At 56.0% G+C, this 22,088-nt stretch carries 20 protein-coding genes; 14 read left to right on the top strand and 6 right to left on the bottom strand.

The features are described from left to right. Positions 1-59 precede the first annotated feature (59 nt). On the top strand, positions 60-746 hold the full coding sequence (locus C5750_RS10570) for a GntR family transcriptional regulator (protein ID WP_105733811.1): 687 nt from the start codon (positions 60-62) through the stop codon (positions 744-746). 269 nt (positions 747-1,015) lie between these two features. Here C5750_RS10570 and pdxR read toward each other — a convergent pair whose 3' ends face one another. After that, positions 1,016-2,512 carry a MocR-like pyridoxine biosynthesis transcription factor PdxR gene (pdxR, locus tag C5750_RS10565; protein WP_105733810.1) on the bottom strand — a complete coding sequence of 499 codons (1,497 nt, stop codon included), beginning with the start codon at positions 2,510-2,512 and terminating at the stop codon, positions 1,016-1,018. A 156-nt stretch (positions 2,513-2,668) separates the two neighbouring features. Between pdxR and tauA the strand changes: the two genes are divergently transcribed. The 8 genes from tauA (at position 2,669) to pta (ending at position 11,273) form a co-directional block, all read left to right on the top strand. After that, positions 2,669-3,688: a taurine ABC transporter substrate-binding protein gene (tauA, locus tag C5750_RS10560; protein ID WP_105733809.1), complete on the top strand. Its 1,020-nt coding sequence runs from the start codon at positions 2,669-2,671 to the stop codon at positions 3,686-3,688. A 76-nt stretch (positions 3,689-3,764) separates the two neighbouring features. Continuing rightward, entirely contained in the window at positions 3,765-4,577 is an 813-nt protein-coding gene (locus C5750_RS10555) for a taurine ABC transporter ATP-binding protein (protein WP_105733808.1), read from the top strand. Then, a complete protein-coding gene (locus C5750_RS10550) occupies positions 4,570-5,397 on the top strand; it encodes an ABC transporter permease subunit (RefSeq protein ID WP_105733807.1) in 828 nt (275 codons plus the stop codon). The genes C5750_RS10555 and C5750_RS10550 overlap by 8 nt, the downstream gene beginning before the upstream one ends. Positions 5,398-5,536: 139 nt before the next feature. Next, positions 5,537-5,923, top strand: coding sequence for a nuclear transport factor 2 family protein (locus tag C5750_RS10545; RefSeq protein WP_105733806.1), 387 nt, complete (start codon positions 5,537-5,539; stop codon positions 5,921-5,923). A 22-nt stretch (positions 5,924-5,945) separates the two neighbouring features. Beyond that, a complete protein-coding gene (locus C5750_RS10540; protein ID WP_105733805.1) occupies positions 5,946-7,346 on the top strand; it encodes an NAD(P)/FAD-dependent oxidoreductase in 1,401 nt (466 codons plus the stop codon). A gap of 41 nt (positions 7,347-7,387) precedes the next feature. Continuing rightward, complete coding sequence (xsc, locus tag C5750_RS10535) at positions 7,388-9,163, top strand: sulfoacetaldehyde acetyltransferase (protein ID WP_105733804.1); 1,776 nt, start codon at positions 7,388-7,390, stop codon at positions 9,161-9,163. Between the two features lie 74 nt (positions 9,164-9,237). Then, positions 9,238-10,269, top strand: a complete 1,032-nt coding sequence (locus C5750_RS10530) for a YeiH family protein (RefSeq protein WP_105733803.1) — start codon at positions 9,238-9,240, stop codon at positions 10,267-10,269. After that, complete coding sequence (gene pta / locus C5750_RS10525; protein WP_105733802.1) at positions 10,269-11,273, top strand: phosphate acetyltransferase; 1,005 nt, start codon at positions 10,269-10,271, stop codon at positions 11,271-11,273. Before C5750_RS10530 ends, pta begins: the two co-directional genes overlap by 1 nt. A gap of 158 nt (positions 11,274-11,431) precedes the next feature. On the opposite strand, the gene C5750_RS10520 is transcribed toward pta, so the two are convergent. Both C5750_RS10520 and C5750_RS10515 read right to left on the bottom strand, forming a co-directional pair. Beyond that, positions 11,432-11,839, bottom strand: coding sequence for a lysozyme inhibitor LprI family protein (locus tag C5750_RS10520; protein WP_105733801.1), 408 nt, complete (start codon positions 11,837-11,839; stop codon positions 11,432-11,434). A 388-nt stretch (positions 11,840-12,227) separates the two neighbouring features. Continuing rightward, complete coding sequence (locus C5750_RS10515) at positions 12,228-12,431, bottom strand: hypothetical protein (protein WP_105733800.1); 204 nt, start codon at positions 12,429-12,431, stop codon at positions 12,228-12,230. 270 nt (positions 12,432-12,701) lie between these two features. Here C5750_RS10515 and C5750_RS10510 point away from each other — a divergent pair, with 270 nt between their 5' ends. Continuing rightward, positions 12,702-13,172 carry a YciE/YciF ferroxidase family protein gene (locus tag C5750_RS10510; protein WP_105733799.1) on the top strand — a complete coding sequence of 157 codons (471 nt, stop codon included), beginning with the start codon at positions 12,702-12,704 and terminating at the stop codon, positions 13,170-13,172. 56 nt (positions 13,173-13,228) lie between these two features. On the opposite strand, the gene C5750_RS26540 is transcribed toward C5750_RS10510, so the two are convergent. Together C5750_RS26540 and C5750_RS10500 are read right to left on the bottom strand one after the other, a co-directional pair. Further along, the gene (locus tag C5750_RS26540; protein ID WP_162800170.1) at positions 13,229-13,612 is read right to left on the bottom strand and encodes a sensor histidine kinase; all 384 of its coding nucleotides are present in this window, start codon (positions 13,610-13,612) and stop codon (positions 13,229-13,231) included. Positions 13,613-13,649: 37 nt separating this feature from the next. Beyond that, positions 13,650-14,555: a LysR family transcriptional regulator gene (locus C5750_RS10500; protein ID WP_105733797.1), complete on the bottom strand. Its 906-nt coding sequence runs from the start codon at positions 14,553-14,555 to the stop codon at positions 13,650-13,652. A 119-nt stretch (positions 14,556-14,674) separates the two neighbouring features. On the opposite strand from C5750_RS10500, the gene C5750_RS10495 reads away from it, so the two are divergent. The 3 genes from C5750_RS10495 to C5750_RS10485 all read left to right on the top strand — a co-directional run bounded on the left by C5750_RS10495 (position 14,675) and on the right by C5750_RS10485 (position 16,849). Next, a complete protein-coding gene (locus C5750_RS10495; protein ID WP_105733796.1) occupies positions 14,675-15,097 on the top strand; it encodes a DoxX family protein in 423 nt (140 codons plus the stop codon). 45 nt (positions 15,098-15,142) lie between these two features. Beyond that, positions 15,143-16,015 (top strand): NmrA family NAD(P)-binding protein, encoded by an 873-nt coding sequence (locus C5750_RS10490; RefSeq protein WP_105733795.1) that lies wholly within the window; start codon positions 15,143-15,145, stop codon positions 16,013-16,015. A 459-nt stretch (positions 16,016-16,474) separates the two neighbouring features. Further along, positions 16,475-16,849 (top strand): EF-hand domain-containing protein, encoded by a 375-nt coding sequence (locus C5750_RS10485; RefSeq protein ID WP_105733794.1) that lies wholly within the window; start codon positions 16,475-16,477, stop codon positions 16,847-16,849. A gap of 262 nt (positions 16,850-17,111) precedes the next feature. On the opposite strand, the gene C5750_RS26365 is transcribed toward C5750_RS10485, so the two are convergent. Then, positions 17,112-17,462 (bottom strand): hypothetical protein, encoded by a 351-nt coding sequence (locus C5750_RS26365; protein ID WP_130502101.1) that lies wholly within the window; start codon positions 17,460-17,462, stop codon positions 17,112-17,114. Between the two features lie 410 nt (positions 17,463-17,872). Between C5750_RS26365 and C5750_RS10475 the strand changes: the two genes are divergently transcribed. Beyond that, on the top strand, positions 17,873-22,081 hold the full coding sequence (locus C5750_RS10475; RefSeq protein WP_105733792.1) for a non-ribosomal peptide synthetase: 4,209 nt from the start codon (positions 17,873-17,875) through the stop codon (positions 22,079-22,081). Positions 22,082-22,088: the final 7 nt, after the last annotated feature.

The raw sequence follows: 22,088 nt of genomic DNA, 5'->3' as shown, positions 1-22,088 counted from the left end.
ACCATAATACAAAATGTCAAGCACTTGCTGGAATGATTTTTTGAAGTTAGAAGGATGACATGAGTACCAACGACGACACTCTCGCCGCTTTGCGCATCGAAACCCCTCCAATAACGCTGCGCGAGATTGCGCTGCAACGAATGCGGAGGGCCATTATCAGCGGGCTCTTCGGACCCGGTACGCGCTTAGTGGAACGCACGCTTTGCGATCACCTTGGCGTATCGCGTTCGGTCATTCGCGAAGTTATTCGACACATGGAGGCCGAGGGGCTGGTAGAGATGCTCCCCAAGCACGGACCAATTGTTGCGCCGCTGGAATGGGATGTAGCCCGCCAGATTTACGACATCAGAGCGGCTCTTGAAACGACAGCCGTCGCGGATTGTGCTCGTGTTGCGAATGACGAAGTTAAGGCTGAACTCCGTAAGGCTCTGGATGAGCTTGATCAGACGTCTCGCCAGAACTCGCCGCTCGGAATATTGGACGCAACAACCGATTTCTACAGAGTGATCTTTCATACTGGCGGCCATACAATCGCTTGGGAAATAGTCGAGCGATTGAACAGTCGGATTTCCCGCTTGCGGGTAATGACGCTCTCCACAGCCAACCGGACCGTGTCTGGCCCTGCGCAAATCCGCGAAATATTTACAGGCATTGAGAACAACAATCCGGAAGCAGCAGCAGCGGCTTGTCGCGCCCATATCGCTGCCGCTACCACTATCGCTGAGGGTATTTTAGCAAATAAATAGACAGTTCGGATTTTCAAACCCCTGCGACGGATCAATCCCTGTCGCGTAATAAATACTCTAATGCAGCAGGTGGCATGCCTTCTGGTACTTCGAACAGGCATATGGGCTGAGTGTCCTGTCACCTCAGGGGTCTCCACCGAATCCGAGGCATCTGCCGCAGACGTTGCCGGGTCATGTGTGAAATCCAGAAACGGCGGGCGGCTGCGGTTTTTGCTGAGAACATCGCCACGCCACCGGGCCGGCCGCATGAGAAGGCAGAGCAACCTGGATCACTTCTTGGGAGTAGGCCAGGAAAGTAGCGTTTCGATCCGCGCCCTGGTCCGGGCAACGCCCTCATCGATGTTACTACGCGGGATCGATGAATAGCCCATGCGAAAGAAGCTGCATGGGCCATTGGCGTCAGGAAAGAAGGGGGAGCCGGATTCGATCAGCACACCGTCCTGCCGAAGCTCGGCCATCAACAAATCAGCGTCAAGCCCTTCCGGTCCCTCCACCCAGAACGAGGTACCGCCGAAAGCCGATGATCCCGCTATGGTGAAGCCCTCGCGCTGGAGCGCCTTGGCCATGATGATGTGACGCTTGTGATACTCATCGCGCATGCGATGCAACGCGGCGTCATGGTGGCCGAACGCCAGGAAATATGCCGCCGTACGCTGTAGGTGCCCCGGGGGATGGCGTAACATAAGGGCACGAAGCGCTCGGGCCTCGCGGATGAAGGGTGCTGGGGCTACCAGGTAACCTAGCCGCAGCCCGGGGAAGAGCGACTTGGAGAAGCTGCCGATATACAATACACGGCCTTTGCGGTCGAAGGCTTTCAACGCCGGCGACGGTGGTGCGAGAAAGCTCATTTCGAATTCATAATCATCCTCGATAATGATGAAGTCCTGTTCGTTTGCCGCCTCCAGCAGGCGGGCACGGCGCTCGATTGGCATCGTTGCTCCCGTCGGCGAGTGATGGCTGGGGGTAACGAAGACGGCGTCGACGTCCGCTGGGATATTTATCGGCGGCAGCCCCTCTTTGTCGACGCCTATCGCCGTCACCCGTGCCCCGCTCAGCAAAAGCGATGCGCTCATATCAGGGTGACAAGGGCTTTCACACACGGCGTGTGTCCCTTGCCGCAGCAAAAGCCTGGTGACGATCCAGAGCGCATTCTGCGCTCCCACGGTGACGAGGATCTCGTCGGTATTGGCCCGGATGCCGCGACTGGGTAGGGTGCGCGAGCATATATAGTTGACGAGCTGCACATCGTCGGCGGCAGCAAAGTCGCCTGCCATCAGCTCGAAATCTTCGCGGGCAAGTGCTCGCCTGGCACAATCGCGCCAGGCATTGAGGTCGAACAAGGATGGGTCCATTTGGCCATACAGAAACGGATAGGGATAGCGCCGCCAGTCCAACGGCTTGCTCATCTGCTTGGCGACGACAAAGCTCGTCCTGATCTTGGCCGGCCAGTCAATGGCGTTGTTCACAGCCGGCATCGCCTCCGTCGCCAGCAGTCCGATCGGTGGATTGTTTGAAATGCGATAAGCGCTGCGACGAGCCGTCTCGACATAGCCCTGCGATGCGAGCTCCTGATAGGCAAGCGTTACCGTGATGCGCGAGATGTTGAGATAGTCCGCAAGTTTGCGTGTCGACGGCAGTTGCGCGCCCGGCTGGATGCGGCCGGCGAGTACAGCGGACACAATCGTCTCACGGATTTGCACCTGCAAGCCCACCCGGCTGGCGGGGTCAAGGAAAAAAATCGTTTTGGAAACTGCTGAATGCGCCATGGCCGCCCGGAAGTTAAACTGGAGTCATTCAACTTCCAATCTGGATATAAGGCAATTGGTATCTCTCATTTAAGTCTATCAACCAGAACCAAGACCGGCACCAAAGCCAGCGGGTTTCCGGACCAACCGGAAGCAATAAAAACAAAGAGGGTAACAATGACCGAATTCAAACATTTCAAGCATTTTGCCGGCGCCGTACTGTTAACGGCCGGTATATGCGCAACCAGTTTCGCGCATGCCGAGACGACCGTGGTCGTCGGCTATCAGCAGATCGTCGGACCGTTCGTCACGGCGATTGCCGACGGTCGTTTCAATGCGGCAGCGAAGGATGCCGGCTACACCATTGACTGGCGTCAGTTCAGCTCGGGCGGCGATATCTCGACCGCACTTGCCTCCGGTAATGTGCCGATCGGCGTCATTGGTTCGACAGGTACCGCCGCTGCTGCTACCCGTGGTGTCGACCTTGAACTGTTCTGGATCCTCGACAATATCGGCAAATCGGAAGCGCTGGTTGTGCGCAACGGCTCAGGCATCGAGAAGCCGCAGGATCTTAAGGGTAAAAATGTTGGCGTTCCCTTCGTTTCGACCTCGCACTTCCATCTGCTGGTCGGCCTCGAACAGGTGTGGAAGGTCGATCCGCGCGAGGTTAACATCCTCAACATGAAGCCGCCGCAGATCATCGCCGCCTGGCAGCGCGGCGACATCGACGCCGCCTATGTTTGGCCGCCGGCGCTGACAGAACTGCTCAAGAACGGCAAGACCATAGCCGACTCCGAGGCTATTGGAGCCGCTTCGGTGCCGACATTCGACGGTCTTGTCGCGGACAAGAAATGGGCTGCCGACAACCCGAAGTTCATGGCTGCCTTCACCAAGGTGCTGGCCCAGTCCTACACGGACTACAACAGAAACAAGGCAAGCTGGACTGCGGACTCGCCACAGGTCCGGGATATCGTCAAGCTGATCGGCGGCGACGGTGCCGGTGCTGTCGAGGCGCTCAACCTCCTGTCGTTTCCCAACGCTGACGAGCAGGCCTCCGAAACTTGGTTGGGCGGCGGCGCCACCAAGGCACTGAACGAAAGCGCCAGGTTCCTCGTCGCGCAGAAGCAGATCGACAGGGCGCTAGACGACTACAGGCCTTTCGTCAACAGCAACTATGCCAAGGAGGCATCCAAGTAATCGAGATGCGTTGCCGGCTCGTCCGCGAGTCGGTGGCTGCCTTCCCTCCTCTGAAATCAGCGAAAGGCACGGCACGATGAAAACTTTCAATGTCAGCAATGTCAGCCTGACCTACCCAGGCCTCTATACCGATCAGGCGATCATTGCGCTCAAGGGCGTGAACCTGGAGATCAAGAGCGGCGATTTCGTCGTCGCGCTCGGCGCTTCAGGCTGCGGCAAGACCACACTGCTCAATCTCATGGCCGGTTTCATGGCGCCTACCGATGGCGACATTACGCTCGGCGGACAACAGGTTATCGGTCCCAGCGCTGACCGTGGTGTCGTGTTCCAGAAACACGCTCTGCTGCCTTGGCTCAACGTCATTGACAACACCGAATTCGGTCTCAAGCTGCAGGGTGTCAACAGGCAGACGCGCCGCGAGATCGCCACGAAGAACCTTGCGCTGGTTGGCCTGCAGGAGTTCCACCGGCACATGATCTACCATCTGTCAGGTGGCATGCAGCAACGTGTCGGCATTGCCCGGGCGCTTACCTGCGATCCGGCCATGCTCCTGATGGACGAGCCGATGGCGGCACTCGACGCATTGACCCGCGAGACCATTCAGGAGCTTCTGCTCAAGGTCTGGCAGCTCACCAGCAAGATGTTCTTCTTCATCACCCACAGCGTGGAGGAGGCATTGTTCCTCGGCTCCCGGCTGATTGTCATGTCACCGCGGCCCGGCCGCATCACCCACACCTACGAACTCGATTTCAATCGACGTTTCCTTGAGGAGGGCAACGCCCGTGCAATCAAATCCAGTCGTGATTTCATCGACATGCGCGAACAAATCCTCGGCATCATCTACGGCGACGAGCGCCAGTCCGACAACCCGGAGCTCCTCAATGTTTGATTTGGTATCGAAGGCCAAACCCGTCCGCCCCGGCAAGATCTATGGCGCGCCCGGCGACGGCATGAGCAGTCACATCAGCCTGATCACCGCACTCCTTATCTTCGCATTGTGGCTCCTCGTCACCGAAATGGGCTGGGTCAAACCGCTGTTCTTGCCGTCGCCTCTCGCCGTCTGGGACAAGTTCATGGTGGCCATGACTGAAGGTGTCTCCAATTCGACGCTGACCCAGCATACCCTGGCAAGCCTGAGCCGGGTGCTCGGTGCCTTCCTGCTGGCCCTGGTTAGCGCGGTGCCGGTCGGCATTCTGATGGGCGTCAACCGCATCATGCGCGGCCTGTTCGATCCGATCATCGAGTTCTACCGGCCCTTGCCGCCGCTTGCCTATCTGCCGTTGATTATCATTTGGCTGGGAATTGGCGAGTTCCCAAAGGTCTTCCTCATCTATCTCGCTATCTTTGCGCCGATGGCAATCGCCGCGCGCGCTGGCGTGCGCTCGGTGTCGACGGAGCAAATCCATGCTGCCTATGCAATGGGTGCGACCCGCACCCAGGTCATCAGCCAAGTAATCCTCAAGGCCGCCATGCCTGAAATCTTCACCGGCATGCGCATCGGCATTGGCGTCGGATGGACGACACTCGTCGCCGCTGAGATGGTGGCGGCCCATAGGGGGCTTGGCTTCATGGTGCTCAACGCCGCCGAATATCTCGCCAGCGATACCGTGATCATGGGTATCATAGTCATCGGCATCTTTGCCTTCGCCTTCGATCTGCTGCTGCGTTACCTCGAGAAGATCCTGATCCCGTGGAAGGGCAAGGTCTGATGACGACAGCCAATCACCAACTGCCGCCGCCGCCATAGGCGGCTCTGGTAACCGCATCCCATGACCGTTCAACCGGCCGGCTTGCCCGGCAACGGCGGAGCCATGTCCGGCCTCGCCCCTGAAATATGAGGACCATGCCATGGCGTTAACCGCCGACGATTTAGCCAGACTGTTCGACGCCTTCAACCGGCACGATATTGACGCCGTGATGTGTTACTTCGCCAAGAACTGCATCTTCAATGCGGTTGGTGGTCCCGAGGTCCATGGCGTTCGCTTCGAGGGCACCGAGGCCATCGCCAATGCTTTCAGCAGCGTATGGAAGACCATGCCCGACGCGCACTGGGCCCATTATGATCATTTCGTCCAAGGCGACCGTGCCGTTTCCGAATGGACGTTTACAGGCACCAATGCCGATGGCAGCCGAGTTGAAGCGGAGGGTTGCGACCTGTTCACGCTTAGCAGCGGCAAGATCGTGCGCAAACAGGCCTTTCGCAAAAGCCGTCCGCTCATTGCGGCAGGTGCATGAGCGGCTTCGGGAGGACCACACAATGGAACAGAAACTTATCCGGCCGGCGGCAAAGCGCAAGCCGTTCGATCCCGTCTATGATCCGGTGCATGCCTGCAGCCCCGGTGACGGCAAGGATTACGCGCCGACCTATTGGATCGCCACCGCCGGACCCGAACCCGAAGACGACGGACCGGTGCTACACGACATCGATGTCGATATAGCCATTGTCGGGTCCGGCTATACCGGCCTTTCCTGTGCGATCCATCTGGCACGCGAGCATGGCGTCCGGGCGACGGTACTCGAGGCCAATGGCGTCGCCTGGGGTTGCTCGACCCGCAATGGCGGTCAGGCGCAGATTTCCGCCGGCCGTCTCAAGCGTTCGCAATGGATTGAACGGTGGGGCGTCGATGTCGCCAGAAAACTGCACAGCGAAATCGCCGAAGCATTCGACCTGTTCCGCAGTCTGATCCGCGAGCCGGAGATCGATTGCGACCCGCAGGACGGTGGCCACCTCTACATCGCCCATCGCACTAAGGTGCTGCCGGCTCTGGAAAAGGAAACGCGCCTGCTCAATGCAGTTTTTGGCTACCCCGCGCGTATGATGGGTCGCGACGAGGTGCACAGCGATTTCGTCCGTGACGCTGAAGCGGAAGGTGCAATGTACGAGCCTGACGGTATGGGCATTCATGCAGCCAAGCTTGCCTTCGGCTATCTCAAGCTTGCCCGCAAACTGGGTGTGAAAGTGTACACCTCGAGCCCCGTGCTCGGCAGCGAGCTTAAAGGCGGCGTCCACCACTTGCGCACGCCGGGCGGCGTCGTCAGGGCGCGCGCGGTCTGTATCGCCACGGCCGGCTATACCTCGTCCGGCATGCATAAATCGACCCGTCACCGGCTGATGCCAATCCTGTCCAACTCGATTGTCACCCGCCCGCTGACGCCAGGTGAACGGGAAGCGCTCAATTTCAGGGCGCTGGTTCCGCTCACCGATACCCGCACGCTGCGCCATTACTACCGCATGCTGCCTGATGGCCGCGTGCAAATCGGCAGCCGCAGCGCCATCACGGGGCGCGACGCGGTCAACCCCAGGCATTTCGACCGGCTGGTTGAGGGACTGCACCGCAAATTTCCAATCCTGCGCGGAATCGAGGTCGATTACTCCTGGTGGGGTTGGGTCGATGTCAGCCATGACATGATGCCACGCATCTTTCAGCCCGACCCGAAGCAGCAGCTGTTCTATGCCATGGGTTATGGTGGCAACGGCGTCATGTATTCGGCCCAGGCCGGTCGCCGTATGGCTCAGATGGCGGTCGGCAAGGGTGGTACGCTCGACCTGCCGATCTTCACCTCGCCTCTGCCCAGCCACGGCATGCTGACGCCGTTCCGGCGCCTCGGCCAGTGGGGAATGTACCGCTGGTATTACCTCAAAGACGAAATCCTCTAGCCCTTCGAGGCCGTATCCGCTCTATTGAAAGGAATTAGAAAATGAAAATGACCACCGAAGAAGCATTCATCAAAGTCCTGCAGATGCACGGCATCGAGCACGCCTTCGGCATCATTGGTTCGGCGATGATGCCAGTGTCGGACCTGTTTCCCAAGGCCGGTATCAAGTTCTGGGACTGCGCCCATGAAACCAACGCCGGCATGATGGCCGATGGCTTCAGCCGCGCCACCGGTACGATGTCCATGGCTATTGGGCAGAATGGCCCAGGCGTTACCGGCTTCATCACCGCTATGAAGACCGCCTACTGGAATCATACCCCGCTGCTCATGGTCACACCACAGGCAGCAAACAAGACCATCGGTCAGGGCGGCTTTCAGGAAGTCGACCAGATGGCAATGTTCGAGGAGATGGTCTGCTATCAGGAGGAAGTGCGCGATCCCTCTCGTATTCCCGAGGTACTGAACCGTGTCATCGAGAAAGCCTGGCGCGGCTGCGCTCCGGCGCAAATCAACATTCCGCGTGACTTCTGGACGCATGTCATCGATGTCGATCTGCCGTCCCTCGTCCGTTTCGAGCGGCCGGCCGGCGGACCTCAGGCCATCACCGAGGCGGTGCGGTTGCTTTCTGAAGCGAAGTTTCCTGTCATCCTCAACGGTGCAGGTGTGGTCATCAGCAATGCGATTCAGGAATCGATGGCACTCGCCGAGCGACTGGATGCACCGGTCTGCTGCGGTTATCAGCACAACGATGCCTTTCCCGGCAGCCATCGCCTGGCTGTCGGTCCGCTGGGCTACAATGGTTCCAGGGCGGCGATGGAGCTCATCGCAAAGGCTGACGTTGTGCTGGCGTTGGGTACACGCCTCAACCCGTTTTCCACGCTGCCGGGCTATGGCATTGACTACTGGCCCAGGAATGCCGCCATCATTCAGGTCGACATCAACGCCGATCGCATCGGCCTGACCAAAAGGGTTGCCGTCGGTATCTGCGGCGACGCCAGACAGGTTGCCCGCCAGATCCTGGAACAACTGACGCCATCGGCAGGCAATGCGGGGCGCGAGCAACGCAAGGCAGCGATCCACCAGATCCATTCCGCCTGGCTTCAGCAATTGTCGTCAATGGATCATGAGGAGGACGACGACGGCACCGAGTGGAACGCGACAGCCCGGCAGCGGGAGGCCGACCGCATGTCGCCGCGACAGGCTTGGCGTGCGATCCAGGCTGCCCTGCCCAAGGAAGCGATCATCTCCACTGACATCGGCAACAACTGCGCTATCGGCAACGCCTATCCAAGCTTCGAACAAGGCCGGAAATATCTCGCACCGGGTATGTTCGGCCCTTGCGGTTACGGCTTTCCATCAATCGTTGGTGCCAAGATCGGCTGCCCCGACGTACCGGTTGTAGGCTTTGCCGGCGACGGCGCTTTCGGTATCTCAATGAACGAAATGGGGGCGATTGGCCGCGAAGGTTGGCCGGCGATTACCATGGTGATTTTCCGCAATTACCAGTGGGGCGCGGAAAAGCGCAATACGACGCTGTGGTATGCCAACAACTTCGTCGGCACCGAGCTCAATCCAAACCTCAGTTACGCCAAGGTTGCAGAGGGTTGCGGATTGAACGGCGTCGTCGTTGACACCACGGTCAAGCTTACCGAGGCATTGCTAAAAGCCATCGATGATCAGGCGAAGGGCACCACCACTTTCATTGAAGTCATCCTCAACCAGGAATTGGGCGAGCCCTTCCGCCGTGATGCGATGAAGAAACCCGTGCCGGTAGCCGGCATTGATCCTGCCGATATGCGGCCGCAACAGCGCGCCTAATCTTGCCCCATTACTGCCGGTCCGCCCTGCCGGGGCGGCAGAAATCCCAAGCTTAGCAATACGGAAATCAACGGATGAATACCGCTTCCGCAATCCAACGCTTCCATGGCTTGTCGTCGATGACACAGACCTATTGGCCCGGCCTGGCCGTCACCGGTGCGGTGGCGATTGCGGCCCAATTCCTCTCCGATCACTATGGCGCGCCGGCGATGCTGATGGCACTCTTGCTCGGCATCGCCTTCAACTTCCTGTCTGAGGAGGGCCGCTGCGTTGCCGGTATCGACTTCAGTGCAAAAAAGGTGTTGCGGATTGGCGTCGCCCTGCTTGGTATGCGCATCAGTATCGACCTGCTTGTCGGGCTGGGCGGCGGTACAATCCTGCTCTTGGTCTCAGCTATTGCTGCAACGATCCTGTTCGGTCTTGCCGCCGCAAAGCTGCTTGGCCGCGGCTGGCGCCTTGCATTGATTACCAGCGGCTCCGTTGCCATCTGCGGAGCATCGGCCGCCATGGCAATCGCGGCCGTACTGCCCAAGAACGAATTCTCCGAGCGCAACCTCATCTTCACCGTCCTTTCGGTAACGGTACTCTCGACGCTCGCCATGATTGGTTATCCGATGATCGCAGACGCCATCGGCCTTGATGCGCGGGCTACCGGAATCTTTTTTGGCGGCACCATTCACGACGTTGCGCAGGTGGTCGGTGCGGGATTTTCCGTGTCCCCCGAGGCGGGTGAAACGGCAACGCTGGTCAAGCTGATCCGTGTCACCATGCTGGCGCCGGTGGTGTTGGTCTTTTCGCTCGCAACGCGAAACGTCGCGTCAGTTGGTGAGACCGGCAAGCGGCCGCCGCTGCTGCCGGGCTTCGTCATAGCTTTCCTGATCCTCGCCGCCGTCAACTCCTTTGGTCTTGTTCCCGGACTGGTGTCGAAAATTGGCATGGAGACGTCCCGCTGGGCATTGCTCGCTGGCATCGTTGCCGTCGGCATGAAGACTTCGTTGCGCCGGGTACTCGATGTCGGCGGCGACGCGGTCGCCCTCATCGTCGTCGAGACAATCTTCATCGGTCTCTTCATTCTTACCGGCATCTATTATCTGGGACACGCCTGATGAAACCGCTTGAGCGTATCCTGCTTGCCGCCAAAACAGCGCCTCGCCACATCGTGCTCTCCGAGGGAGAGGATCCGCGTGTCATCGAGGCGGCCCTACGCTCGGTTCGCGAAAACGTTGCCGAGGTAACGCTTGTTGGCCGACGCGCAATCATCGAGCAGACACTCACCGCCATGGAAGCACCGGACGAAACGGTTCGCATCGAGGATCCCCGGACATCGGCGCTCTCATCACGTCTTGCTGCAGCCTATCATCAATTACGCAGGACCAAGGGTGTTGACGCAACTACGGCGGCTGCGGCTGTGCGATTACCGCTCGTCTTTGCTGCGATGATGGTGCGCACCGGCGAAGCCGACGGCACGGTGGGCGGCGCTGTTGCCACTACTGCCGATACGGTACGGGCCGCATTGCAGTGTATCGGGCGCGCTCCAGGTATAGGGCTCGTCTCCAGCTTCTTCCTGATGATGCTGTGCCAACCGCATCATGTGAAGAAGGGCGCTTTCGTCTTTGCCGACTGCGGCTTGGTGGTCGACCCCGATGCGGCAGCTCTCGCCGATATTGCCCGAATGTCTGCTTATTCCTACGAAGCACTCGCGGGTTGTGCGGCGAAAGTGGCGATGCTGTCCTTCTCCACCAATGGGAGTGCCGCCCACGAACGTGTGTCGAAGGTGATCGAGGCGACCCGCCTGGCACACGCCGCCGACCCCGCTCTTGTCATCGATGGGGAGTTGCAATTTGACACAGCCTTTGTCGAGGCCGTGAGTGTTGCCAAAGCGCCGAACTCGGCACTGCATGGCGAAGCCAATGTCTTCGTTTTCCCCAATCTCGACGCCGCCAATATCGGCTACAAGATTGCTCAGCGCATCGGCGGAGCGGAAGCCATCGGACCTATCCTGCAGGGCCTGGCCAAACCGGCAAACGACTTGTCCCGCGGCTGCACTGCAGATGATATCTTCCATATGATCGCCGTGACGGTGGTTCAAGCGGGCCAAGCGTCGGTATAAAATTGTCCGGTTCGCGCCTGCAAATGGATAAAACAACAATGCAAGTCGTAATGAGCAGTTGCATAGGGCGATCTAGCGCTGCCGTCCAGTAGCTCGTCATTCCTATAAGTTGGCATCGCAGGTTCGAATCCCTCCTGCGCTACCAAATTGGCTTTGGCTCAATTTGCGGCGGGAACCGGGCAGTCCAGATCACCCTCAGGGCACTTCAAATAACCCTGTAGATCTTTAATTCGGGTCTGGGTCATTCCGTCGAGACAACTACTGGAGATGAACGGATATACAGAGCCGCCGGCCACGCCAGAACTGGAAAACTTACATTCAGCATCGCGGAATGATATCCACGCTTTCTGTGTCGCAACCAGCAGTTTCGTTTTGCCCGCGTCATCCTTAACGCGTGTCTGAATTTGCTTATACAACTTGTTCAACTTGGCATCGGATATTTGATAGGCCTTTCCAGCACATATGTTCATATCCGATTGCGTGGTCAGGTCGGCACAATTTTGATCCGCAAATGCGAAAGTGGATGTTGCCAATACAAGTGCGGCAGACAGCAATAAGACTTTCATCGAACATCCTTTCCGACAGTCATAGTGTTGAAGTTAATCTTACAACTTGTACGTGTTATGTGAACGGTGGCAACCTCTATTTGTAACTTCTTGGTAAATTGAGCGGTGCCCGGATCGATGACGTTACGCGGGATACTCCATACAATACCAAGCAAAGCCCATGGAACACTAAGGCTGAAACATTCGGATGGCTTGATCCTTTATCAAGGACGGACGGGGGAGAACCTTAGCACGGTTGGACGCCCTGGCAGGGATCGCGCAACCGGTTAAATCGGCATAGCCGACAGTCGAAATACTGTATTCCTGAGAACCGGAGGCAGCGCACGGGGTGCCGCGCCGTCCTGATTATCCCCCCGCACATCATAGTGCGCTTGCGGTGGCACCGGGGTCAAGCTGGTGAGGCGATGGCCAGAATGACGGCTATAGCTATCAGCAGCGGTCCCATCCATTTGAATTGGGCTACTAGCCTTACAAGCCATGTAATTTGGTTGCCTTGATTTGAAGTTTGAAAGGGTAGGTAACCGTAGCCGACAGCGGTCATCCACAGTCCGGCGCAGAACATAATGAATTCGTCAATGTAGTTTGCGATCATGACGTTTTTCTCAACCTTGTAGCTCGATAAGCTAGTCCGACAGCATCCCTATCAAGAAAGCAATAGAGAGAACGCTCGTCGCGAGTTTGGGATCAGTTTCACGGTTTCCCGTCCTGGGTCCCTATTCACAAAGTTCTGACAAAAACGACAACACCGCAAGTTCGGGCCGTCGGCTCGAATCTGGCTCCTGCGACCATTACCTTCAACAATTCGGGAACGATCAACCGTTCCACGAGTTGGGTTAGTACTCAACCAAAAGGGAGTATCATTGTGAAGACACTCGCAGAACTGTTCGAACATACGCTCAAGGATGTCTATTACGCTGAGAATGCCATCGTGAAGGCGTTGCCGAAGGTGTCGGCCGCAGTGAAAAGTGCCGATCTCAAAAAAGCGCTGGATCATCACCTCGAGGAAACCAAAGGTCAGATAGCAATCCTGGACAAGGTGTTCAAATCCATAGGGGTGAAGCCTGCAGGCGAAAAGTGCGATGCAACGGAAGGGCTCATCAAAGAGACAGACGGCATCGTGTCAGAAGCATCCGGTGTTGCGCTTGAAGCGGGTGCGCTGGCAGCTTGCCAGGCGGTAGAGCACTATGAAATCGCCCGCTACGGCTCGCTGCGTGAATGGGCAAAGGTGCTCGGCAATGAGGAGGCTCATGTTCTTCTCAGTGAAATCCTCGATCAGGAAAAGGCAGCAAACAACAAGCTGACCAATCTGGCGGTTACTTCGATCAACAGATAACACATTGATATCAGAGAGAAATCAGCGAGTGTATTCTCGCTGATTTTGCTCCGCTCCTATTCTTCATCCTCACGGAGGCAGCGATCCAGCGGAGCCTTGAGTTCCCAGATGCGTTGTCCATCCTCACGCGCGAACACCGAAGTTCCATCGAGTGCAGATGGTGCTACCCGAAACAGGACAACGCTGCCGAACCCGGTCCTCTGCTTTTTGTCATCGGTCGGATCGCTAGGCGCGTTGTCTGTTTCGCTCCATGTTAGCAGCAGATATTTCTGGTTTTCTCGAAGAATCCTCCAAGTAACGGCAATCGTACCCTCGGACGTGGCGAACACGCCGTATTTGATTGAGTGATGCCCCCTCGCCGTGTTCTGTCCTATGCCGTTGCAGTTGCCGAGAAACATAGGATTGGCAAACGAGCATTGAGCAATTTTGATTGTTTTCACTATGCTTACCGATGGCCGAACGAAGCAATTCGGTTCGCTATTCTAAATACGGCGCGAGTACATCTTCGATCCATTTCATGAATGTGCGGACCCGGCGCGATAGATTGCTCCGATGTGCCACGACCAAGGATACGGCGAGCGCCCGGCGACGAAAATCGGGTATGATCTCCACAAGCGTTCCACTCTCCAAGTATCGGCCAATCCCTATGAGTGGCGCCTGAATCAGGCCAAGCCCGGCGAGGGCAGCGGCTTCGTAGGTCTGCGCGCTGTTGACATGTAGCGCACCTGGCAACTGAAGCGTCGCGTAGCTGTCGCCGTCCGGATATTCCCATCCATAGGGTTTTGCGCCCAGCATCGTCGAAAAGTGAATTGTCCGATGCTCCTGACGCTGGAGATCTTCTAGCGATCGAGGAACGCCGTAGCGCGCCAGATAGGCGGGACTGGCAGCGTTGACCATGCGCAACAGGCCCAGTGGGCGGGCAATCAGCGTCTCGTCCCTGATGGGTCCAAGGCGCAATACACAGTCGAACCCTTCTTGAACCAGATCGACTTGCTGATCCGTGCTCGATATCTCCAACTCCAACTCGGGATGAGCCGCCATGAAATCAGGCAAGGCCGGCATGATCGTTGTGCGCGCCACCTCAGTCGGCAGATCGACGCGCAGACGCCCGCGAAGTGCCACACGATCGCTTGCGAACATCGAGTGAAGATCGTCAACTTCAGCAAGCAGATCGCGGGCACGGGCATGAAATGCGCGTCCGTCCTCCGTCAACTGCACGCTGCGCGTGGTCCGGTGAAGCAGCCTGACACCGACTTCGTCTTCCAGCTTCCGGACCGCCGTTGAGGCTCTCCCCTTTTGGATGCCCAGGCTATCGGCTGCGCGGGTGAAGCTCCCCATGTCCGCCACCGTTATGAAAATGAGGATGGGTTCGAGATTCTGCATTTTTGTGCCCCGATATTGTTCTCTTTAAAGAGAACAGTGAGTTCCATTCTTCGGAATTTATCACACACAAGAGACACAGTAACCTTTGAATATGGGATCCGCCCATTGAAGAATGACAAATGACCGAAACCATGGATCTACATCAGATGCCTAAAGCGATTACCGCGCAGCGCGCCCTGCAGGCCGGCCGTATAATGAGCGCGATTGTCGTTATCGCTCTGGCGACAGACGGCGCTATTCAGCTTTTCGCGCCTGCACAGATCGCGAACATGTTGCAGGAAACCGGGTTCCCGATGGACCTGACCCGTCTCGTGGGTCCGATCATATTCGCCTGCACTATCCTTTACGCCATCCCGGCCACCGCCGTCCTCGGCGCGATTCTGGCGACGGGCTTTCTGGGAGGCGCCATCTGCGCCCATATCCGCATCGGTGAGTTGGGGTCGCCGCCGGAAATCATTTCCCTGCTTTTGGGCGCGATGATGTGGGGCGGCCTCTATCTGCGCGATCCCCGCGTCCGGGCCATTTTGCCGCTCATCCATTGAACCAACAGGGGCATTGTTCTGCCTCTAAAAATCAGGAGAAAACGCATGTTCTTAGTAATGGGAATTACCGGAAAAGTCGGTGGTGCAACGGCACAACATCTGTTGGCACAAGGCAAGAAAGTACGCGCGCTGGTCCGCAATCGCGAGAAGGCGGCAAGTTGGGCGAACCGGGGCGTGGAACTGGTTGACGGCGATTGGAATGATTCAGCAGCGATCGAGCAGGCGCTCAAAGGGGTCGATGGCGCGTTTGTCATGTTGCCGGCCGTCTGGACGCCTTCGCCCGATTACAAAGAAGCCAAAGGCGTGATTGCGAACTATGTTGAAGCCCTCACCAAGGCAACGCCGCCGCGGGTGGTTGCGCTTTCGTCGATGGGTGCGGACAGAACCAGCGGGCTCGGGATGATCACGGCGCTGTCGCTTCTGGAGCAAGGTTTTCGGGGCCTGATATCGCCAATCACATTTGTGCGCGCAGGCGGATTCTTCGAAAACTTCCTCTACGGCTTGCAGGTAGCCCAGGGTGGAACCCTACCAGTCTACTACAATCCGACAAACCGGAAATCGACCATGGTTGCGACGAATGACATCGGCGTGGAGGTCGCAACTCTTTTGACCGGGCCAGCATGGTCAGGGCAGCGCTTTGTCGAACTTGGTTCGATGGTCAGCGCCGATGAAGTCGCGAAGCAATTGGGTGAAGTCCTCAATCTCAATGTGAAAGCCTTTGCGGTCCCGCGTGCAGGGTGGGCGGAAGCGTTCGAGCAGTTCGGCATCCCGAAGGGCCGCACCGGACCCGCCGAAGAAATGTATGAGGCCGTGAATGCAGGATGGATGGACCTCGGCGTCGAGGGTACAGAGCACGCAGCGGGTACGACGTCCGCACGCGATGTCTTCGCGGCCGCACGGAACGCCGCCAAAGCCTGAGCCCGGGACGGGCCAGGCACGAGGCGAAGACTATCCGCTTCTGTGTCGGATGCCGGGCAGCATCGCGCGTAGCAAGCGTATTCGTCGGATGCAGATTGATATGGCCGTATCGATCTGGCCCGAAGTTTGGGTCGCTCAGATAATATCGGAAGCCGATAGAAAATGATTGATTGTTCGTGCTGCGAAAGGCTCATAAGTCTATCGCAACCGGATAGCCCCTAAATCGGCAGGTTTGCAATTTTCTTAAATAAAAAGCGGGACCGCGTCAGCCTCACAATGCTGCTGCAATGTCTGTTCCGGATTCTAGCCTCCCGCCCCACCGCAAGAGCGTACAACCACGTCACCGGGAGTAAGAAGATGAATATAAATTCGAAGAGCTCGGCGGAGCTTTGGCGTCGAAACGGCGACCTCTCGCCGAAAAACTCGCGCTAGTACCCTGAACAAAAAGGCAAGAATGACATGAAAACGATACTCGCTGCCGTAGTAGTCCTGACGGCCTTTACCACATTCCCAGCCCTCGCACAGGAAAAACCCGCCGACAAAGAAAAAGTCGACAAGACCTTCGACAGAATAGACACAAACAAAGACGGTTCTATCGATCGTGCCGAGCTGAGCGTGTATCTTCTTGCCGTGGTCGACAAGCAACGCTCCGATTTCGAGTCAGGCTTTCTGGAAATGGACGTGAACAAAGACGGCAAGATCGACAAAGAGGAGGCGAAAGCCAACGCCGTCCTATTGTCTTACTTCGATCCGCTCGATTCAGACAAGGACGGTTTCCTTTCCAAGGCAGAACTGGACGCGGCGATGGATGCTGCGGCGAAGATACAGAACTGAGGGCGCTGCCACCTTGTTCGGAGGACGGACGCATTAAGGGTCCGATACTAACAGTTTCAGACAATCCAATCGACGGCGTTCCACTGAGCCACAGGTTGCAGTCTGTGCTCACGAACTTGGATAGCCAATGGCTTTCATGGCCTCGAACGAAGAGTTTGCCAAGCTTTAGAGCTCAAATTCTGGGGCAATATTGCAGCATGTAAATGCTTAAGCTTTGCCCTCAGCCAAAATGGAGATTTCATTGATTACAACATTTTTTCGCTCAATCTGTTTTGCCGTCGCGGGTAACCTGATTATCACCGTGACGCCTGCGGGTGCAATTGAACGCGCTCCGTTGGGGAGTTTTCAACGTGTTCAATGGGACGGTGATCGGGGAGATTGCCGTGACTATGATGGTTGGGATCGCGAGCGCTGCTTTAGAGACGCAGACAGGTATGACGATCGTCGGCGTGAAGAGAGATGGCGTGAAAAACAGCGCAAAAAGAAAGAAGCTGATGCCGCGATCGCCGCTGGTGTCATTGGTCTTGCGATTGGAGCCATAGCAATAGGGGCAGCCAGCGAGGCCGAAAAAAACCGCCGTGATCAGTGTACATTTATCGGTCGCGATGGCCAACGTTACCGCTGCAGATGAATTAGCGTCCTCACTATGAGATCACGTTATTTGTGACTTACTGGAGGAGTTACCGACTCAATGCTATGTAGTGCTTCTTGGGAGTATCCCGCCCGATTTTCTTGGCCATAAGCCATTGAATTTGTTGCCATACGATTTTGTCTTAGTGAGTAGAAGGCAGTATCACCCGTTAAGTCGACAACGCCGTTCAACGTGTTGTCTACATATGTGTTTCACTGACTTCTCATCATCTCTGGGCAGCAATCCCCCACTGAACATCATGTACTAGGAGAACGAAGGTAGGTGCAATAATGCACGCCTATCTCCTCTTAGCAAATCAAGCCAGTACACGTGTCAGATCAACATTTGCGTAAAGATTAGAGACCGGATCTGGATTTCGGAGAGATACCCTAATGGAACATCGAAGCTATCGGAATAGCAATCGCGAGATCGATTCATCGGCTGCATCAGCGATTGGCAAATTCGCTTCCAACACAGAACTAACTGGGCTAATTATCCCGCTGACATCACCCCAACGTGAAATCTGGTTTGATCAGATGGTTCACAACGATGTGCCGCTCTACAATTACGGGGGGTATGTCCAGATTCTCGGCACTGTTGATCCTGAGCGGTTCGAGCGTGCAGTCAATCTTTTGGTACAGAAACACGATTGTATGCGAACGATCTTGGTCGAGGGCGCGGGCGAGGATGGCTTGCCAGGACAGATTTTCGTTGATGCTCTCGAAGTCGAAGTCCCTTTCCAAGATTTCTCCAATTATGAGCACCCGCATGTTGCAGCTCTCGAATGGATGCAGCAGCAAATGGATAGGCCTTTTGCGCTTTACGGCGAAAAACTGTTCCGCTATGAGCTACTTAAGATTGGCCCCAACTGCTTTTATTATCTGTGTGTATTTCACCACATAATCATCGATGGCTGGGGTATTGCTTCGCTGCTCAATCCTTCACTAGGTTCCATCTATACCGCGCTTGAATCTGGTGACAGGCCAGATTTGACAGCTCCTTTATATCTGGATTTCATTCAGAATGAACACACGTACACTAAGGGAGCTGCTTTCCAGCGTCAGCGGGCCTATTGGACTGAAAAATATCAAACTCTTCCCAACCCGCTATTTCCGCCTGTATACCGTCATCGCCTTTCTCATGCATGCACCATAAACGGATGCCAGCAGCTGTATTTAAACAGAAGTCTTTATGATCGTTTCGCAACCTTTGCAAAGGAGAACGGCGTCAGCACATTTCAAGCAATATTAGGTGTGTTGTACGTCTATTTGGCGCGCACCTGTCAACAGGACGATATTGCAATTGGCGTGCCGGTGCTGAATCGTTCTACAGCTGCATTTAAGGCGACGGCCGGAATGTTTGTGGGTGTTAGTCCGGTACGTATTTCAAGCAACACAAATCAAAGCTTTGTGGAATTGCTACAAGAAGTTAATGGAGTTATCAGACGAGATTATCGCCATCAACGGTTTCCCATCAGCGAGGTCACCCGTGCAACGAGGCCCCTCGCCGATCATCGAAATCTCTTTGACGTCCAGATTTCTAGCGGGCCGCCTCAAGTCCAATCCAGATTCGGGTCGGCCGTTGCTCGAGATTTCATGCTGCACAACAGTTATTCCCAACTTCCCTTGAGTCTTTGGGTCAGGGAACCTTGTGACGATAGCGATGTCCTAATCGAATTTGTTTACAACAAGGCCTATTTCGATGATGCTGAAATGCATGCCTTGCGGGATAGATTGGCTGTTATATTTCAGTACGTGTTGAATAACGCTTCCTTTCCGATCAAGTCTATTCCCATTCTTCCGGATGCAGAACGTACTTTGCTGCTCGAAACCTTTAACAGGACGGGTGGGGCATATCCTCAGGATCGCTGCATACATGAACTATTCGAAGAACAGGCAGCAGTTCGGCCGAATGCAATTGCCCTCGTTCATCAGGGCGAGACACTGACCTATGAAGAGCTCAATGGACGCGCCAACCGGTTGGCGCATCACTTGATAGAGCTTGGCGTTGTGCCTGACAGCCGGGTTGCGCTCTGCGTGGAACGTTCCTTCGACATGATGGTCGGGCTTCTTGCGATCCTGAAGGCAGGCGGGGCCTATGTGCCGCTTGATCCAGCTTATCCACGGGAGCGGCTGGCCTTCATGCTCAAGGATAGTATGCCGGTTGCGGTGCTCACACATGGTGCGGTGGATGCCGGTGTGCGGGATATGTTAGCCGCCGCTTGTAAAGGACAGATAGCGGGAGATGATTGCACGACGGACAGCACCCACAGCGGTTCGGTTCAAAAGACGGCCATTCCGCTGATCGATCTGACGATTGACGCCTGCAAGTGGGCCCAGAATAATGCCATCAATCAGCGCATTGCTAACCTTAGTCCGGAGAACCTTGCCTATATCATTTATACATCGGGCTCTACCGGCATCCCAAAAGGCGTCATGGTCGAACACAGGAATGTGCATCGCCTGTTCAGCGCCACAAGCCCTTGGTTTAGCTTCAACCATGACGATGTGTGGGCACTATACCATTCGTTTGCATTTGATTTTTCGGTCTGGGAGATGTGGGGTGCCTTGGCCCATGGTGGCCGTCTGATCATTGTTCCGCAATTGACGAGCATATCCCCCACCGAGTTTTACCAGTTGCTGTGTGATGAAAGCGTCACCATCCTTAACCAAACACCTAGCGCTTTCAGGCAATTGATTGCCGTTCAAGGAGAAGAGGCACAGTCGCACCGACTGCGTCATGTGATCTTCGGCGGCGAAGCACTCGAAGTAGCGATACTCAAGCCATGGTATCAACGCCGGCAGAATCAGCAGACCCAACTTATCAACATGTACGGCATCACCGAGACGACAGTTCATGTTACATACCGGCCACTGGTGCCAGCCGACGCCGACAAGCGGGGAGCCAGTCCAATTGGTCGCCGCATTCCAGATCTAAAGGTCTACCTGCTTGATGATCATGGAGAGCTTGTGCCGACGGGGTCTGTTGGCGAGCTTCATATCGGGGGCGCAGGCGTTGCGCGCGGCTATCTGAACCGGGAAGAACTGACTGCGGAGCGGTTCCTGCCCGATCCGTTCTCAGCTGTGGCCGGAGCACGCATGTACCGCACGGGAGACCTTGCCCGGTACCTGCCCGATGGCAATATTGAATTCCTGGGTCGCAATGACTTCCAGGTGAAGATTCGCGGCTTCCGCATCGAGCTTGGCGAGATAGAGGCAAAGCTCGGAGAACATGCCGCCGTGCGTGACACGGTCGTGGTGGCGCAGGATGATGCAGTCGGTGCCAAACGGCTTGTGGCTTATTACACACCGGCCCGGGTGCCGGGTGGAGATGCCGGGAGCGGCGAAGTGCTACACGCCAGGCCGGCAATGGCCGAGGCACTGCGGACGTATCTCGCCGCGCTGCTGCCTGACTACATGATCCCGGCTGCCTACGTCTGTCTGGATGCCCTGCCGCTGACACCCAATGGCAAACTGGATCGCAAGGCACTGCCAATGCCGGATGGCAATGCTTATGCGATACGGGCCTATGAGCCGCCCGTCGGCGAGATCGAGACGGTGCTGGCCAACATCTGGGCTGAACTGCTACAGGTCGAACGGGTGGGACGAAGCGACAACTTCTTCGAACTCGGCGGGCATTCATTGCTGGCCGTCAAACTGGTAGGGCTTCTTAAACGGGCGGGCATCTCAATCACTATAACTCAGTTGTTCAAGAACCCCACGATAGAGCTGCTTACAGAATCCATGTCATTGAAACTCAACAAATCCACCATGCCAGAGGCCATCCCCGTAAGGACAACTGGGACGAAGCGACCGTTGTTCCTGCTTCACGAGTTTATGGGACTGGATTTATATTTTCCCGTGTTGGCAGCGCATATTGACCGCGACATTCCTATTTATGGATTGCCAGGTATTCCACTCGATAAGCCCCAATTACAAACAATGGAAAGTCTTGCAACGCGTCTGGTTCGTATTATTCGTATGGTCCAACCTTCTGGTGCTTACCGTCTTGCCGGCTGGTCCTTCGGTGGCATGTTGGCCTATGAAGTAGCCAAGCAACTTATTGGACAAGGACAGAACGTTGAGTTTTTGGGCCTCCTTGACACATATGTTCCTGAAAGGAAGATGTATGAAGAGACATTTGGGGCAAACTCTGAAACTGATTATCTAATTGATTTTGTGAGAATGATATCTGTCTCAACCGACGATGATGGCGATTTTTCTGGTTTGGAGAAATTGGCTAAAAGTTTGGGCTACGAAGAGCTTTTTCACAAGTTCCGTGAATCTGGCGTTTCAATTTTTCAAGAGTATTCGAACAGTGAAGTCAAGAAATATACAAATCGCATGGCGGCGCATCTGCATGCGACAATGAACTATAGATTGCATTCCTTACCCATTCCAATCCATCTTTTTGCTGCCGAAGATCAACCATCCAATGCGGAGCCACAGGGCAGAGATCTATTGGAAATTTGGAAACGAGCCGTACCAGATCAGCAATTCCAATACATTGTCGTTCCCGGCAATCACTATACAATGATGACCTCACCACACCTGACTATCGTTGGAAAATTGATATCAGACGCAATAACCGCTAGCTTCTAGGGAGTAT

Source organism: Phyllobacterium myrsinacearum, assembly GCF_002980555.1.
Lineage (GTDB): Bacteria > Pseudomonadota > Alphaproteobacteria > Rhizobiales > Rhizobiaceae > Phyllobacterium > Phyllobacterium myrsinacearum.
Note: the sequence above shows the minus strand (reverse complement) of the source record. Positions and strands in the feature narration are given on the sequence as shown.

Bases quoted from the DNA above. Each gene is read 5' to 3' on its own strand.
- C5750_RS10570 (WP_105733811.1), top strand. From the start codon at position 60: ATGAGTACCAACGACGACACTCTCGCCGCTTTGCGCATCGAAACCCCT.
- pdxR (WP_105733810.1), bottom strand. From the start codon at position 2,512: ATGGCGCATTCAGCAGTTTCCAAAACGATTTTTTTCCTTGACCCCGCC.
- tauA (WP_105733809.1), top strand. From the start codon at position 2,669: ATGACCGAATTCAAACATTTCAAGCATTTTGCCGGCGCCGTACTGTTA.
- C5750_RS10555 (WP_105733808.1), top strand. From the start codon at position 3,765: ATGAAAACTTTCAATGTCAGCAATGTCAGCCTGACCTACCCAGGCCTC.
- C5750_RS10550 (WP_105733807.1), top strand. From the start codon at position 4,570: ATGTTTGATTTGGTATCGAAGGCCAAACCCGTCCGCCCCGGCAAGATC.
- C5750_RS10545 (WP_105733806.1), top strand. From the start codon at position 5,537: ATGGCGTTAACCGCCGACGATTTAGCCAGACTGTTCGACGCCTTCAAC.
- C5750_RS10540 (WP_105733805.1), top strand. From the start codon at position 5,946: ATGGAACAGAAACTTATCCGGCCGGCGGCAAAGCGCAAGCCGTTCGAT.
- xsc (WP_105733804.1), top strand. From the start codon at position 7,388: ATGAAAATGACCACCGAAGAAGCATTCATCAAAGTCCTGCAGATGCAC.
- C5750_RS10530 (WP_105733803.1), top strand. From the start codon at position 9,238: ATGAATACCGCTTCCGCAATCCAACGCTTCCATGGCTTGTCGTCGATG.
- pta (WP_105733802.1), top strand. From the start codon at position 10,269: ATGAAACCGCTTGAGCGTATCCTGCTTGCCGCCAAAACAGCGCCTCGC.
- C5750_RS10520 (WP_105733801.1), bottom strand. From the start codon at position 11,839: ATGAAAGTCTTATTGCTGTCTGCCGCACTTGTATTGGCAACATCCACT.
- C5750_RS10515 (WP_105733800.1), bottom strand. From the start codon at position 12,431: ATGATCGCAAACTACATTGACGAATTCATTATGTTCTGCGCCGGACTG.
- C5750_RS10500 (WP_105733797.1), bottom strand. From the start codon at position 14,555: ATGCAGAATCTCGAACCCATCCTCATTTTCATAACGGTGGCGGACATG.
- C5750_RS10495 (WP_105733796.1), top strand. From the start codon at position 14,675: ATGACCGAAACCATGGATCTACATCAGATGCCTAAAGCGATTACCGCG.
- C5750_RS10490 (WP_105733795.1), top strand. From the start codon at position 15,143: ATGTTCTTAGTAATGGGAATTACCGGAAAAGTCGGTGGTGCAACGGCA.
- C5750_RS10485 (WP_105733794.1), top strand. From the start codon at position 16,475: ATGAAAACGATACTCGCTGCCGTAGTAGTCCTGACGGCCTTTACCACA.
- C5750_RS10475 (WP_105733792.1), top strand. From the start codon at position 17,873: ATGGAACATCGAAGCTATCGGAATAGCAATCGCGAGATCGATTCATCG.